At 48.4% G+C, this 14,762-nt stretch carries 13 protein-coding genes, 1 pseudogene and 1 riboswitch; all 14 genes and pseudogenes read right to left on the bottom strand.

Annotation, left to right across the window (positions count from 1 at the left end; all coding sequences use genetic code 11):
* Positions 1-78: 78 nt before the first annotated feature.
* Positions 79-855 carry an A24 family peptidase gene (locus DXB18_RS08230; RefSeq protein WP_118707130.1) on the bottom strand — a complete coding sequence of 259 codons (777 nt, stop codon included), beginning with the start codon at positions 853-855 and terminating at the stop codon, positions 79-81.
* Positions 856-881: 26 nt separating this feature from the next.
* Positions 882-1,379 carry a type II secretion system protein gene (locus DXB18_RS08225; protein ID WP_207665774.1) on the bottom strand — a complete coding sequence of 166 codons (498 nt, stop codon included), beginning with the start codon at positions 1,377-1,379 and terminating at the stop codon, positions 882-884.
* Between the two features lie 85 nt (positions 1,380-1,464).
* Positions 1,465-2,028, bottom strand: coding sequence for a prepilin-type N-terminal cleavage/methylation domain-containing protein (locus tag DXB18_RS08220; protein WP_118707126.1), 564 nt, complete (start codon positions 2,026-2,028; stop codon positions 1,465-1,467).
* A gap of 119 nt (positions 2,029-2,147) precedes the next feature.
* Positions 2,148-2,576, bottom strand: coding sequence for a prepilin-type N-terminal cleavage/methylation domain-containing protein (locus DXB18_RS08215; RefSeq protein WP_182430514.1), 429 nt, complete (start codon positions 2,574-2,576; stop codon positions 2,148-2,150).
* Between the two features lie 86 nt (positions 2,577-2,662).
* Entirely contained in the window at positions 2,663-3,880 is a 1,218-nt protein-coding gene (locus DXB18_RS08210) for a type II secretion system F family protein (RefSeq protein WP_118707122.1), read from the bottom strand.
* 253 nt (positions 3,881-4,133) lie between these two features.
* Positions 4,134-5,189, bottom strand: a complete 1,056-nt coding sequence (locus DXB18_RS08205; RefSeq protein WP_118707172.1) for a PilT/PilU family type 4a pilus ATPase — start codon at positions 5,187-5,189, stop codon at positions 4,134-4,136.
* A gap of 82 nt (positions 5,190-5,271) precedes the next feature.
* Positions 5,272-6,954, bottom strand: a complete 1,683-nt coding sequence (locus tag DXB18_RS08200; protein WP_118707120.1) for a GspE/PulE family protein — start codon at positions 6,952-6,954, stop codon at positions 5,272-5,274.
* Between the two features lie 147 nt (positions 6,955-7,101).
* Positions 7,102-7,311 carry a hypothetical protein gene (locus DXB18_RS08195; RefSeq protein WP_118543246.1) on the bottom strand — a complete coding sequence of 70 codons (210 nt, stop codon included), beginning with the start codon at positions 7,309-7,311 and terminating at the stop codon, positions 7,102-7,104.
* 35 nt (positions 7,312-7,346) lie between these two features.
* Positions 7,347-7,946, bottom strand: coding sequence for a bifunctional phosphoserine phosphatase/homoserine phosphotransferase ThrH (gene thrH, locus DXB18_RS08190; protein ID WP_118707170.1), 600 nt, complete (start codon positions 7,944-7,946; stop codon positions 7,347-7,349).
* A 99-nt stretch (positions 7,947-8,045) separates the two neighbouring features.
* Positions 8,046-9,233, bottom strand: a pseudogene (locus tag DXB18_RS08185) (phosphoribosylaminoimidazolecarboxamide formyltransferase); the annotation flags it as partial.
* A 72-nt stretch (positions 9,234-9,305) separates the two neighbouring features.
* Complete coding sequence (locus DXB18_RS08180) at positions 9,306-10,019, bottom strand: IMP cyclohydrolase (RefSeq protein ID WP_118707116.1); 714 nt, start codon at positions 10,017-10,019, stop codon at positions 9,306-9,308.
* Positions 10,020-10,166: 147 nt separating this feature from the next.
* A riboswitch (ZMP/ZTP riboswitch) is annotated at positions 10,167-10,249 on the bottom strand.
* Positions 10,250-10,307: 58 nt separating this feature from the next.
* On the bottom strand, positions 10,308-11,645 hold the full coding sequence (locus tag DXB18_RS08175; protein ID WP_118707114.1) for an FtsX-like permease family protein: 1,338 nt from the start codon (positions 11,643-11,645) through the stop codon (positions 10,308-10,310).
* Positions 11,646-11,745: 100 nt separating this feature from the next.
* Entirely contained in the window at positions 11,746-13,605 is a 1,860-nt protein-coding gene (locus DXB18_RS08170) for a CARDB domain-containing protein (RefSeq protein ID WP_118707112.1), read from the bottom strand.
* A 12-nt stretch (positions 13,606-13,617) separates the two neighbouring features.
* Positions 13,618-14,391 carry an ABC transporter ATP-binding protein gene (locus DXB18_RS08165; protein ID WP_118707110.1) on the bottom strand — a complete coding sequence of 258 codons (774 nt, stop codon included), beginning with the start codon at positions 14,389-14,391 and terminating at the stop codon, positions 13,618-13,620.
* Positions 14,392-14,762 lie beyond the last annotated feature (371 nt).

The raw sequence follows: 14,762 nt of genomic DNA, 5'->3' as shown, positions 1-14,762 counted from the left end.
ATACCCGAAGTTTTGAAAACTCTGTAACGGTTCCACGTCTCTCAGATCTGCAAAAACTACATTTTTGTATGATCCACGTCAAAACAGTCCGGTATACCAGCTGGTCATGATTTGTCCATATAATAGCATAAGAAAACATGCTGCCGCAATAGCCGGACCAAACGGGATCCGCTGACTTTTTCTCAGCACCGCAAACCCAAGCCCAAGCAGACAGCTTAAGATCAGATAAAACAAAATTTCCCATGCCGATCCCAGATACAGACCGGTCATGAAAAACAATTTGATATCGCCGCCGCCCAGGCTTTCCTTTCCGGTCAGCCGGTCATAAAGCAGCGAAAAAGCAAGCATCCCGCCTGCCAGCACAATTCCCAAAAACAGTCCGCGGCGTATAACCGTAAGCGGTTGTGGAAGAAACAGTGCCGTTCCCAGAAATACCAGACAGCCTGCAAGCTGCAGACGGTCCGGTATGGTAAAGCTGTGAAGATCCGTCAGACTCATGGCAAGAAGAATCATGCCCAAAAGAATGCCGCGCATACTGAGGATCGATATATCATAGCGGTACACTACCATGCAGCAGCCGACTCCCGCCAAAAGTTCCACAAAGAAACACTCCGCCGGGACCTTTGCACCGCAGTAGCGGCAGCGTCCTTTTAAAAAGAGCCAGGAAAACAACGGAACCAGATCCGCCGCCCCAAGCACATGACCGCAGCTGTCGCAGTGGGAACGACCGTGCAGCACCGACTCCCCGGATAACAGGCGCATAGCCAGGCAGTCCGTGAAACTGCCAAGACAGCAGCCCAGGAAAAAGGTGAGGGTGAGGATGTAGAGTGTGAGGGTAGGGGTGATGTGTAACATTGGTTTTCTCCGTGAAATGGTTATACTTAATTTTTACTGTTCCAGTAATTTCCGGCACCCGGTCCGAATGGATTTTTTCCCTGTACTTCTCCCAGTTTTCCATCATCGGTATAATAAGGTGCTGTTTGGATCATATTTTCTGCCTCTCTCTGAGTCAGATCTACATAAACAATGATCTTATCACAAACTGCCGGTTTCGCTGCTTCCTCCCGATACTTCACGCCCATTGTATTCGGACCATTTCCTGCATCCGGATTACCACCATAGTTGGGAAAATCGGTCAGCTGTGCCGTTTTGATATCATATACCAGATAGACACTCTTTCCCCATGCATCTGAAGCTTTTCCATCGTAAATCTCTGCCGAAACCGCTGCTCTGGCTGCACGAATGTTCGCACGGTTTGTCGCTACAATTGCTTTGCTGCGCTGGGATGTAAAGACTGGAATGCTGATGGCTACCAGAATACCGATAATGGCGACAACTACAAGAAGTTCAGCCAGAGTGAATGCTTTTTTTGATTTCATCTTTTTCATTTTGTTTTTACCTATTAAAATATCGCAATTGTTTTTATCCTGTTACGATCCTAAATCTATCCACACAATCCTTTTTCTAGCCTGCAGTAGAGGAACCAGCTCCCGGACCAAACGGATTGCTGCCTCCACCCTTGTATCCAATCTCATCATTCTCTGTGTAATATGGCGCAGTCTGTATCATCGCACTGTTTCTTGTCGTCATATCTTTCTCATTTCCAACATACACAATGATCTTGTCACAAACTTTCGTTTTTGCCTGATCACTAAAATACTTTCCCCATGCATTGAAATTCTGCGTGGTTCCATTGTATGTGTAAGCAGCACCGTTAAACCCCTTTCCGGATACGGTGATTTCAATTGTTCCTGATTTTACATCATATACAAAATAGGAAATATCTGTATCATTTTGCACAGTAGTCATATCCAGCTTCGATGTGTCATCATACAATGCCGCTACAACCGCCGCTCTTGCTGCACGGATGTTCGCCTTGTTCGCCGCAACAATAGCTTTTTGTCTTTGTGAAGTAAAGACCGGAATGCTGATGGCTACCAAAATTCCGATGATGGCTACGACTACGAGGAGTTCCGCTAAGGTGAAACCGGATTTATATTTATTTGACCCTGATTTTTTGAAATTCATGAAATACTCTCCTTATACAAAAGGATTCGTTAATATGTTAATGCTTGAATTAAATCCTGATGCTAAAATAGTGGATGGGAAATCCCATCCACTATTTTTATTTGGGTTCTATTTCCCAATTATTCAGCGTATAACACCACTTCAGATTTATCTTTCGCAGTTGCACCAGTAGTTACTTTTACAGAAAACTTAGAGAATTTTTTTTCAGTATAAGTTTTATCATTATCAGCTGGAGTTAATGTTTTCTCTTTATCAGTAGCTTGAGTTACACCATTTTCACCAACTAGCACCGCTTCACCAGAAGCAATATCATAATTGTAAATTTCTGCTCCTTCTTTTTCTCCCGTCAAATATTCAGCTACCGCAGCTGCCTTTGCTGCTCTTAAATTTGCCAAATTTGTTGCTTTTCTTGCTTTACTTAGCTGTGACGTAAACACCGGAATCGAAATTGCAACCAGAATACCTACAATTGCTACTACAACCAGCAGCTCTGCCAGTGTAAAACCTTTTTTGTTCTCACGGAACTTCTTGAATAAGTTCTTCATCATGATCATACTCCTTTGTAAATATTTATTCCTGAACGGGTCTTGCTCCCGTATCATTCTGTTTCATGTTTCCAATCCCATACGCAAACCTACATCAGGTCATACATCGTAAAGATCGGCAGATAGATGGACACAACGATGATTCCGGCGAAGATGGATAGCAGGACCAACAGGGTTGGCTCCAACATGGCGAGCAAACGCTGTACCCGGTAATCGGCTTCGTTGGTGTAATAATCTGCTACATTTTCGAGGGTTTCTTCGAGTTCACCGGTTTCTTCTCCCACGGAACACATGTCGATCATGGTCTGGGGAAAATACTTTTTACTCCGCAGACAGTCGGAAAGGGTGCGTCCCTGCTCGATGCTGTCTTTCATGGAACGGACTTCATACTGAAACAATGCATTGTCCATGACCTTCGCTGTGGTTTCAATGGCCTGGTCCAGGGTGATGCCTGCTGCCAGAAGTACCGACATCGTGTTGGCAAACTGGGCTGCTGCGTTCATTTGGTTGACAGGTCCTACAAGCGGAATGGATAAGGCAAGTTTTGCTTTCTGGATCTTGCCGGTCTCTGTTTTGGCGTAAATGCTGCTCACAACTTTCAGCAATACCAGCACAGCCAGTATCAAAATCCACCATTTTGCAAAGAAATCCGAGGTATCGATGAGCATCCGTGTCATGAGCGGAAGCTGTCCGCCCAGGTCGGAAAAGACATCGGCCAGTGTCGGAATAACCTTTGCCATGACAATGATGACAACCACAATGGCAATGGCGATGACAAACATAGGGTATGTCAGGGCGCCTTTGACTTTTTCTGTGGTCTTGTAAGCTTTATCGTAAAACTTATGTAACCGGTCGAACGACTTGTCCAGGGTACCAGACTGTTCTCCTGCCCTTATGGTTTCAATAAAGGTCAGTGGAAAGCGTTCGCTGTACTGTTCCAGTGCAGCTGCCACGGTACTTCCTGCCGAGACTTCCTGTCCGGCTTCTTCCATGATTTTGCGGAGACGTTTGTCCCCACACTGTCCCGCCAGCATCTGCATGGCTCTGGACACGGACATGCCGGACCGGAGTGTGATTGCAAACTGGGAACAAAGAATGGAAAGCGTCTTGGTCTTGATCTTTTTGCTGCCAATCTCCATTTCCAGAAGATTGACTGCTTTTCGTTTTTCTGCCTGTTTGCTGATACTGAGCAAAACCGGATAATTGTCACGGATTCTGGCTGCTGCCGCTGTCTCATTTTCCGCCTGAAGCACACCGCGGACTTCTTTTCCGTCTCTGCCGAGTGCCCGATATGAAAAATTCGGCATCGCATTTTACCTCCAAACCTTAACCTTAGGCTTTTGCACCGGATGTACAAATCCGCTGCTGTCTGCGCAGCACAAAAACCACTGCGAAACATTACAGCAAGGTCATCTCAATCACAAGCGTTTTTTCCAATCTGTAACGTCATTTTATCATCGCAATGATTGTTTGTAAAGAAAAGCATAAAAGCACGCCCGGATTGTACACAAAAAAATACACAAATTTGTGTCAAAAAAGCGCTTAAATATGAAATTTATGTTAGAACATCATCATTTTTTGCCGCATTTCTGTCGGATCTTCTGCCGCCTCGACAGCGGTCTCCGGCATGATGATGCCTTTATTCGCCAATTCGCACAAAAAATTGTCCATCGTAACAGAACCGTCTTTCGTACCGGCCAGCAGATAGCTCTGCATCTGCGGGGTTTTTCCGTCACGGATCAGATTTCTGATCGGCGGGGTGACCATCATCAGTTCACAGGCTGCGGCACGTCCCCGTCCTGCTGCCCGCGGCACCAGCTGCTGGGCTAAAACGGCACGCAGCGTCATGGATAACTGCAGGCGGATCTGCGGCTGTTTATTTTCCGGAAATACTCCGACGATACGGTCGATACTGTCGATCGCGGAATTGGTATGGATAGTTGAAAAAACAAGATGCCCGGTCTCCGCAGCCAGCAGAGCGGTCTCAATCGTCTCAGGGCTTCGCATCTCCCCGATGAGGATGACATCCGGATCCTCACGGAGCGCCGCATAAAGACCATGCTCGTAATCTTCTACATCCATGCCCACTTCACGCTGGTTGATGATGGCTTTCTGCGGTGTGTATACATACTCAATTGGATCCTCCAGGGTGATGATGTGCAGCGGACGGCTCCGGTTGATCTCATCCAGGATTGCTGCCAGCGTGGTGGATTTTCCGCTTCCGGTTTCTCCAGTCACCAGCACAATGCCTTTGTTCCAACGGGAAAACTGACGTACTGCCTGCGGCAGACCGAGGTCCTCCAGTTTTGGAATGCTGTTGCTTAAGATTCGAAGTGCAGCCGAAAGATTTCCCTGCTGCCGGAACAGATTAATACGGATCCGCCGTCCGGCTATCGTGGAGGAAAAATCCAGCTGCCCGATCTCTTCAATTTTTTTACTGTGCACACCAGCCAGCTGACGTCCATACTCCTCGCAGTCTTCCTGCGTTAAGGGTTCTTCCGTCAGTGTCATGATCCGGCCATCGATGCGGCATTTCGGCGGCAGACCCGCGATCAGATGAACATCTGATGCTCCTTTTGATGCAGCCAGTTCGATCAATTCTTCTATATTGTACATATCTGTCCTCTCTGTTTCATTCCATACTGATCCGTCGTTTACGCTTTCCTGTATCAGGCAATCTTCTTTATAAACTTCCATTTTACAATGTCGTCAGTGTGCGGATCATCTCATCCACCGTGGTAGTTCCGTCCTGCACCAGTTTGCGCGCATGTTCCGACATCGGCACATATCCGCTCTCCCGCTTTGCTACTTCCATAAATCTGCGGCGGTCTGCTCCCTCTAAAATACAGTGACGCAATTCTTCCTGGATCATCATCACTTCAAAGACACCGATTCGTCCGCGGTAACCGGAACGGAAGCACTGGTCGCAGCCTGCACCCTGCCAGTATTTCTGCCCCGGAATATCTGGGATTCCTGCAAGCTCCAGGGCTTTCTTCTCCGGAACGATCTCCTGCTTGCAGCTTGGACAGATTCTTCTGAGAAGGCGCTGGGAAATGACACCGCGCAGGCCCGATGCGATCAGATACGGCGGCACACCCATATCGCGCAGACGGTCAATTGCAGAAATGGCATCCTCCGTATGTACCGTAGTAATAACCAGATGTCCGGTCATGGCAGCACGCATGGCGATCTCAGCGGTCTCGCCGTCACGGATCTCGCCAACACAGATGATATCCGGGTCCTGACGCAGAATCGAGCGCAGGCCCGATGCAAAGGTCAGTCCCACTTTTTCATTGATCTGCACCTGGGTCGCCCCCTTGATGTGGTACTCCACCGGGTCCTCCAGCGTGATCAGGTTCGTCCGGTCAGAAAGAAGTTCGCGCACCAGTGTATACATGGTGGAAGATTTACCGGAACCCGTCGGTCCCACGATCATAATCACTCCGGAAGTCAGACCCAACAATTTATCAATCTTCGCATCTTCCAGCGGTGGAATACCAATGCCGCGCCGGTTTAAAGATTCCTCATTTCTGCGCAGGATTCGGATTACCACTTTTTCGCCATAGATCGTTGGAAGGGTCGAGGTACGCATATCCAGGTCAGTCCCTTTCATCGGAAGCACGGCACGTCCATCCTGCGGGATCCGTTTTTCCACGATATCCAGTCTGGACATGATCTTCAGACGGGAAATGACAGAGTCTTTCAGTTCTCCCGGAATCGTCATGATCCGGTGCAGCTGACCGTCGATACGCATGCGCACGACCAGTTCTTCCTCGGTCGGCTCGAAATGAATATCAGATGCATTTTCTGAATAAGCACGCTCAATGATGGAATTGACCAGGCGCACCATCGGCGTTGCACTTTCCTGGTTTTCCGCTGTTCTCGGTGCCGCTTCCTGTTCCTGGGCGGCCGCATTCTCCGCGCGGATCTGTGCCATGGCCTGGACCGCACCTTCATTTCCGTAAAGGACGTTGATGGCGTGCTTCACTGCAGGCTCTGATGCGATCATCGGGATGATCCGTTTTTTGGAAGTCCGCTGCGCTTCCTCGATTGCCATGAAGTTCAACGGATCCGCCATCGCTAAAAACAGCTGATCCTTAGAAAGACGCACCGGCACAACGTTTGTGCGCTTTGCCAGGTTTTTCGGGACATACTGCGACATCTCCGGTGCAATGTCAACCTTGGTAAGATCAATGTAATCGATACCAAGCTGCATACGGAGGGCATCGATGAGCTGACCTTCCGTAATGAACTTATGTTTGATCAAAATGCTTCCCAGACGGTCCTTTTCTTTGGACTGGAATTCAAGTGCCTCCTTTAACTGATCCTGCGTGATCAGACCAAGTTCCAGGAGCATATCGCCTAATCGTTTTGTACGCATACTGTGTTCTCTCCTATGAAATCGATACTTATCTGTCGCTGTTCGCGCATGCGTGTCCAGCAACGTTTATTTCATTTATTAAGTATAACACTTTTTCTTTTCCCGTATATTTTTTCACATTTTTCTGTAATTTTCAATTACTATTATTCACATTCTTCTCATTATTTTCTTCTCATTATTTTCTTCTCTATTTAACACATTTTTCCAGTAACCATCTACAAGACTTGTCGCTGACGCTTTTCCTCGCAAAGTTCTTTTGATTTCACAGAACACAATTTCCCGCAAAACAAAAAGAGCAAAATCTCCTGTTTCGGAAATCTGCTCTCTTTTGCTTTTCTTTGGAAATGCATCGGTCACACGTTCTTTGTCATTTCGTCTGCCCTGTCCAAAATCTATACCGCTGCCTTGATCGCTGTAAGCAGCTCCTCATACGTCTCATATGCCGGAAGATCCGGATTGTCGTTCTTGATCTGCTCGGTACTCTTAAAGAGGAAGCCCGCCTTGCTGGCGCGGATCATGCCAAGGTCATTGTAGCTGTCGCCGCTGGCAATGGTCTCAAAGCCAATGGACTGCAGCGCCTTGACGGTACTGAGCTTGGACTGCTCAATGCGCATCTTAAATCCGGTGATCTCGCCGTCCTCTGCTACTTCCAGCTCGTTGCAGAAAATGGTTGGCCAGCCCAGTTTTTTCATGAGCGGCTTTGCGAACTGGGTGAAGGTATCGCTGATGATGATTACCTGTCCCAGCTCCCGGAGCTCATCCAAAAACGCTCTTGCCCCCGGCATCGGGTCGATCTTCTCGATGGTTTCCTGGATCTCCTTCAAGCCAAGTCCGTGCTCCTTTAAGATTCCGAGACGCCATTTCATCAGCTTGTCGTAGTCCGGCTCATCGCGGGTGGTGCGCTTTAACTCCGGGATGCCGCTTGCCTCAGCGAATGCGATCCAGATTTCCGGTACCAGAACTCCTTCTAAGTCTAAACAGGTAATAAACATCTTTTCATCCTCCAATTTCATGTTTTTTGTTCCACTCCGGCAAACATGGGGGATGCAGCAGCCCTGCATGTTCTGGCTGCTGCCGGTTTCCCGTATCTCCTAGTGGTGGAACAGGCGGATGCCGGTGAAGGCCATCGCCATGTTGTATTTGTTGCAGGTTTCGATCACGTTGTCGTCGCGAACGGATCCGCCCGGCTGCGCAATATAGTTCACGCCGCTCTTATGTGCACGCTCGATATTGTCACCGAACGGGAAGAATGCGTCAGAGCCCAATGCCACATCGGTCATCTGGTCTAACCATGCGCGTTTTTCTTCCTTGGTGAATACCGGCGGTTTTACCTTGAAAGTCTTCTCCCATGTACCATCTGCCAAAACATCCATGTACTCGTCACCAATGTAAACGTCAATCGCATTGTCGCGGTCTGCACGCTTGATGCCATCCACGAACTGCAGGTTCAATACCTGCGGTGCCTGGCGTAAAAACCAGTTATCCGCTTTCTGGCCTGCCAGTCTGGTGCAGTGTACGCGGGACTGCTGGCCTGCGCCGATGCCGATAGCCTGACCGTCCTTTGCGTAGCACACAGAGTTGGACTGGGTATATTTTAAGGTGATGAGGGAAATTACCAGATCGATCTTTGCCTGATCCGGGATTTCTTTGTTCTCCGTCACAACGTTTGCCAGCATCTCTTTGTTGATATCCAGGTTATTTCTGCCCTGCTCAAAGACTACACCGAACACCTGCTTGCGCTCGATCGGCTCCGGCTCATAATCCGGGTCGATCTGGATTACGCAGTAATTGCCTTTTTTCTTTTCTTTTAAGATGGCCAGTGCTTCCGGCTCATAGCCCGGTGCAATGACACCGTCAGAAACCTCACGCTTGATGAGCTTTGCGGTAGAAACATCGCAGACATCGGACAGGGAAATGAAATCACCAAAGGAAGACATGCGGTCCGCACCACGCGCTCTTGCATAGGCACTTGCTAACGGAGAAAGCTCGCCCATGTCGTCAACCCAGTAGATCTTTGCCAGGGTCTCGGAAAGCGGCAGACCAACTGCAGCTCCGGCCGGGGATACATGCTTAAAAGAAGCTGCTGCCGGAAGTCCGGTTGCTTTTTTCAGTTCTCTTACCAGCTGCCAGCCGTTAAATGCATCCAGCAGGTTGATGTAGCCTGGTTTTCCGCTCAGTACCTGGAATGGAAGGTCTTTGTTATCGTTCATAAAAACTCTTGCCGGTTTCTGATTCGGGTTACAGCCATACTTTAATTCCATCTCGTTCATCGTCACGTTCTTCCTTTCTTTTGTTTGGCAGCTTTGCTGCCCATTGGCATTTGTCTCTCCTGTTTTTCCTGACTTTTCGTCTTATTTGTTCTTATTCACGATTTTCGTCTCATATGCGCCGGTTGTGATATCGATGTAGCGCACAAACAGGGAAACCTTGTTGTCCGGGTTTAAGCTGTTCCACAGCAGCTCAGTAAAAGCATCCATATCGTCTAAGATTCCTACTAATTTCGGCTCGCCCTCAAAGCTCGGGAGCGGATTGCCGTCGTGCATGTAAGTATGAATGAAATGTCCCTCACCGGCTACCGGATTCTCGTAAGCAAAAGTGTAACGGTTGCAGGCATCCGGGTTGCCGTTGTTGCTCTTTAAGATGGACATGGCATAGTTATAACGTCCGTTTTCAATGTGAAGAATGCCGGAAATACGCGGGGTGTAGTTCGGTGCATCCGGCTCAAACTCACGGCTTCGGAGGGACTGCTCAAAGGTAAGCTGTTTGTCCATGCCCTCGTAGATGGTGTCGGTCTGGTCACCATTTGTGACGATAGTCTTGTTTCCAAGCACACGGACCGGCGCATAGATGATCAGGCTCGGGTCAGTCAGCTTGTCCGGGTCAAAGGCCTGGGTACGGATGCCCTCACCGTCTTCCACAAAAACCCGGTTACGGCTGTTTTCGCTGCGGCCCATGATAAAGTAGGCCGTCACTGCCTTCGTGCCATCCGGGGTCTTTCCAATGACAATGCCCCTTCCCGGGTATGCGTTTGCCTGTAACTCTTCCTGCAGGGATAACTGTTTCATCGCTGTTTCCTCCTATGAATGAACATTTGATGGATCTCACTGTTTCCATATCTTGCAGTATCTTACCAATCGGCTGTTTCTTTTTTCAGAACTGTTTCGGGTTTCATCTGCCCGACATTTGCAAAAAGGCCGCCTGAGTACCACAAAATATGGTGCCCAGGCGGCCGGCAATTCAAACTTGCGTGCTCCCCTGTGGTTTCCCACTCTTTCCGCCAGTCACACGCTCTGTATACAGGATAGCGGATTCGCGTGGAAAATGCAAGTATTTTTTCAAGTGCTTTTCATCCACTATTCATTGCGGATTGCTGCAAGCGGGCTCAGTTTCATGGCCCGCAGTGCCGGGAAGAACCCGGCCGCCATGCCCATCAGCACGGCAAAGCCTACCGAGGCTGCCGCCAGCCACAGCGGAATCCGGGAGATGTTGCCGCTCATGCCGGTCATGGTCTGGCCGATCTGAAGCAAATGGTTGATGGCAAAGGATATGCCCGCACTAAAGATCAGCCCCACAACACCGCCCATAAACCCGATAAAACCGGATTCCAGCAGGAACATATTGCGAATCACTTTCATGTCACATCCGAGCACTTTTATGATTCCGATTTCTTTCGTGCGCTCGTAGATGGACATCATCATGGTATTGGCAATGCCGATCGCTGCCACAAATAAAGAGACCGCACCAATTCCGCCAAGCACTGCCTGGATCATGTTGGACTGCTGTTCCGACTGCTTCATCCAGTCGGCGTTGCTGGATGCCTGAAACCCCATGTCGGTAAGCTTCTTTTGTACTTCGCCCACATGCTCTATATCATCCACATTGACGCTGCAGGAATTGTAGATGAAATAGCGGTAAGGTTTTCCTTTTTTGGTTGTCGGCTGTCCCGGAATGGCTTTTTTCTTAAAGATCCGCTTCAGCTGGGTTTCCAGAAGATCCAGCCTGGTGTAAACGTTATAGGCATAGCTGTTGTAATCGTCCACGCCGCCTTCTACCACACCGTCTGCTTTCAGCAGATACTTCTTCGGCGGCTTTGGAGCATCTTCCCCACCATTCTGGGACTGGTAATAGGTATCCGTATCAAAGATCACAAACATCGGCTTTCCCATGAAATCCACGTTCGGAAGTTCCCCGGTTTCCCAGTAGGTGTTATTGCCTTTCGCATCGGTAAACCACTGGATGATGGCATTGCCGTAAATAAGCTTTAATTCATGATCGGATGAATTTGAAAGCGTTCCCTGCCCCAATGGAATTTTTTTCAGATACTCGTAAGGCACACCGTTTAAGGTCACATTGCTGCTATATTTTCCCTGCTGCATCAGCACATCCACCTGCAGCATCGGATACACCCCAGTCACATAGGGAAGTTTTTCCATCTGCTTTACCACATCATCCGTCAGATAGAGCGGATCTTTTGTGCTGTCGCCATTATAAGGATTGTTGACCGTGATCTCGGTCAGGCTTCCATAGGAAGAAATGAGTTCCCGGTTCAATTCACTAAGCCCAATGCCAAGGGAAACCATGACGACAATGGACGCTGTACCGATCACGACACCAAGGACCGTCAGAGCGGTCCTCAGTTTTCTTCTGCTTAAATTTTTCAGGCTCATCGCCAGCAGATCTACAAATTTCATTGTGTTTGTTTCCTCTCAACGTTCCATTTCTTCAAATGCTTCTGTTTCGAATGTTTGACAGAATCCAGGGCATTCATCCTGTTTTCCTGTCCTGCACAGGCTATTTTCCTTCCCGGGTGTCAGCTTGTTTATCATCTTCGTCCTGCAGTTCCTCTTCGCTTGCCAGCAATGCCTGCTCTTTTTTCCGTTTCCGGTGCTTGTATACAACACAGCCAGCTACTGCTCCGGCGACGATTGCCACAGCGATCAGCACGATCTTTCCGTATTTCTGCATCGGTCCCGGCTCTTCCTGCGGCATATCGTCCATACCGTCCAGATCCATCTCGTCCATATCCGGAGCAGGTTCGCTTACAAACAGGGTCAGTTCTTTTTCTACCTCTGACACCTCGCCATTTTCATCCTCGTAGGAAATGATAACTTTCACTTTACCGTCGTCTGTGGTCGGTGTCGCTCCGGTTACCATGCAGTCCACGTTTCCGGTCTCGCCGGATTTGATATTGCCGACGTAGGTGTCTGTGGTCTGGATGGAGTCTGCCTCAAACTTCGCCATCACATTGTAAAGAGTCACCTTGCCGGTATTGTTGATGCCAAACATGATATTGGACTCTTCGCCCACATTGATGGAATCCGGGGTCACCTCAAAGGTTCCCGTGTTCAGGCGCGGAATCTGCTTAACCGGAATGTCTACCGCCATATTTTCCTCCGCATTTTTAAATTCCGGGCTGTCGAACTTTGCCTTGATCGTAAGTCCATAAGAACGCTGATCTACCCCCGCCCGCGATGCCATGCGAAAACGCACCTGCGTCGATGCACCTGCACCAAGTGAATTGACTGCTACAGAACTGGATCCGGATTCCGTGGTGAATACCGGACTGTCGGAAACTTTCTCCGATTCTGCCGTCAAAAGAATGTCCGATGCCGAAACACTGCTGGAAGCGTTCTTCACGGTAAGAAGCAGGTCAAAACTTTCTCCCGCAATGATGGTTTCCGGATCGGTACTGTATCCGTCGATAATCAGGCGGGCCTTGGTGCGGTCATGTTCATTAAATTCATCGTAATCGTCCTTAGTCGGCTTACTTACAATATGGACAAAGAAGGACGTCTCATAGGTTTTCAGTTCCTCCCCGGTGGAACTGTCTGAATAATAGATTTTCATGGTGATCGGGTAATAACCGGTGTAGGACTCCTTGCGGATAGCAAAGCTGTAGTCCAGCTGCACCGTCTCATCAACCGCGATCTTGTCAAACATGCGGTCGTAGTTGGCATCATTGATCTCAAACGGGAACTTCGTATTGTCCGCATCCAGGACCATGCTCGCTTTCACATTGTATACCGTTGCCGGACTGTTGTTACGCAGGCCAATGGAAAAATTCATCACATTCGGATAAACGCCGCGCGGAGCATCCTGCCCTTCGCCCAAAACAAAATCGTAGGTTTTGTTAGTGTCATCGTCGTCATCATCCTTGGAAGTGGATTTGGTGATCCAGACACGCAGGTCCTCATGACCGATCCAGCCCCCGTCTTTGTCCATGACTACAACCGGGACTTTATAGTAACCCTCAGATAAATCCCGGCGCACAGTACCGGTCAGGGAAACTTTCTTTTCTTTTCCGTCCGAAATGGTTCCGATTCCCTTTGGATGATCGGTATCATTCAGCTTTCCGGTCACCTCAAACGGAAAGGAATAGCCATACTGGCGGTCTTCCTCGTCTTCATCCCAGATTTCACCACCGCTGGTGTCAAACGCAATCTTTGCGTCTTTGATATCACTTCCGCTTTGATTCTGAATGGTAAAACTGACCGTCAGGGATTTCCCTGTCTTTCCCCGCTGGATCTTGTCAGAATACACCGCTACCTCCGATGCATAGGTCTGCACCGGCATGGTAAATGGCACAGCTCCTGCAAACAGCAGCGCAGCCAGTACAAAGGCGGCAAGCCGCTTCCATTTCATTTTTTTCATTGCTCTTCTCCTCTATTTCAAACATGTTCCGAACCGTTCTGGTTCTGTTGGTTCTGATTCCGCCATTTTTTCTCCCACTTCGTCCGCTTTCTGCTCCTCAATTTTCAGAATTTTTCCATCCACAATGTGGAACTGCCGGTCCGCAAACCCGGCTATGTAATTGTCATGCGTGACCATAACCAGGGTCTGGTTTTGCTCCCGCACAATCCGCTGCATCAGCTTTAACACTTCCATGGTCGTTTTGGAATCCAGGTTTCCGGTTGGCTCATCCGCAAAAATGATCTTTGGATTTACCACCAGCGCCCGTGCAATGCCTACACGCTGCTGCTGACCGCCAGACATGGCGTTCGCCATATGCTTCATCTGCTTTTCCAGACCAACCAGCTTTAAATATTCTTCTGCTTTTGCATTTCGTATCTTCTTTGGTACTCCACGGAACGAAAGAGGCAAAGCAACGTTTTCCACGGCATTGAGCGTTTTCAATAAATTGTAGGACTGAAAAATGAAACCTACATTTTCCCGCCGAAACGTCACCAGCTGGTTTTCATCCATCCGTTCCATATGTTTCCCGGCTATGATGATCTCGCCTTTTGTCGGTTTTTCCAACCCGGCTAACATATTCAGAAGCGTAGACTTTCCGGAACCCGATGGACCGACAATCGCACAAAATTCCCCTTTGTACATCGTGAAATCCACACCGTTTAAGGCATAGACCTTATTTGTGCCCACCTGGTAAATTTTATATAAATTCTTCACCCGGATCACGGGTGTCTTCTTTTCTTCCATTTTCATCTCCTCTGAGAGCATCGTCGTCCCAGTCCTGCGCTGCACGGACCAAACACGTTCCGGCTGCTCCATGTCTCACAGATATCTGCTGTTTTTGGAATACACAAAAACAGCTTTTCTTCTCTGTTCACGCTCATTATACCGTATTCTCAGCTTTTTAGATATCCACTTTTTCTTAATCTTCCTTACAGATTCATTACAGTGAATTTTAGAAAAACTATCCAAAAATATCACAAAAAAGAGGATGTATTTTTATGAAATATTTTCTAAAAAAGGGACTGGTAATCCCAAACAAAATCCGCTATAATGTCCTAAGACTTGCGGCCGGATAATTTGTCCGGCTGCCAGAAAAAAAGTAAAGGAGATACGTT

Origin of the sequence: Clostridium sp. OM02-18AC (genome assembly GCF_003481825.1) — a bacterium.
Lineage (GTDB): Bacteria > Bacillota > Clostridia > Lachnospirales > Lachnospiraceae > Brotaphodocola.
Note: the sequence above shows the minus strand (reverse complement) of the source record. Positions and strands in the feature narration are given on the sequence as shown.

Excerpts from the sequence above, each read along its gene's own strand:
- DXB18_RS08230 (WP_118707130.1), bottom strand. The coding sequence starts at position 855 with ATGTTACACATCACCCCTACCCTCACACTCTACATCCTCACCCTCACC.
- DXB18_RS08225 (WP_207665774.1), bottom strand. The coding sequence starts at position 1,379 with ATGAAATCAAAAAAAGCATTCACTCTGGCTGAACTTCTTGTAGTTGTC.
- DXB18_RS08220 (WP_118707126.1), bottom strand. The coding sequence starts at position 2,028 with ATGAATTTCAAAAAATCAGGGTCAAATAAATATAAATCCGGTTTCACC.
- DXB18_RS08215 (WP_182430514.1), bottom strand. The coding sequence starts at position 2,576 with ATGATGAAGAACTTATTCAAGAAGTTCCGTGAGAACAAAAAAGGTTTT.
- DXB18_RS08210 (WP_118707122.1), bottom strand. The coding sequence starts at position 3,880 with ATGCCGAATTTTTCATATCGGGCACTCGGCAGAGACGGAAAAGAAGTC.
- DXB18_RS08205 (WP_118707172.1), bottom strand. The coding sequence starts at position 5,189 with ATGTACAATATAGAAGAATTGATCGAACTGGCTGCATCAAAAGGAGCA.
- DXB18_RS08200 (WP_118707120.1), bottom strand. The coding sequence starts at position 6,954 with ATGCGTACAAAACGATTAGGCGATATGCTCCTGGAACTTGGTCTGATC.
- thrH (WP_118707170.1), bottom strand. The coding sequence starts at position 7,946 with ATGTTTATTACCTGTTTAGACTTAGAAGGAGTTCTGGTACCGGAAATC.
- DXB18_RS08180 (WP_118707116.1), bottom strand. The coding sequence starts at position 10,019 with ATGAAACAGTTATCCCTGCAGGAAGAGTTACAGGCAAACGCATACCCG.
- DXB18_RS08175 (WP_118707114.1), bottom strand. The coding sequence starts at position 11,645 with ATGAAATTTGTAGATCTGCTGGCGATGAGCCTGAAAAATTTAAGCAGA.
- DXB18_RS08170 (WP_118707112.1), bottom strand. The coding sequence starts at position 13,605 with ATGAAAAAAATGAAATGGAAGCGGCTTGCCGCCTTTGTACTGGCTGCG.
- DXB18_RS08165 (WP_118707110.1), bottom strand. The coding sequence starts at position 14,391 with ATGGAAGAAAAGAAGACACCCGTGATCCGGGTGAAGAATTTATATAAA.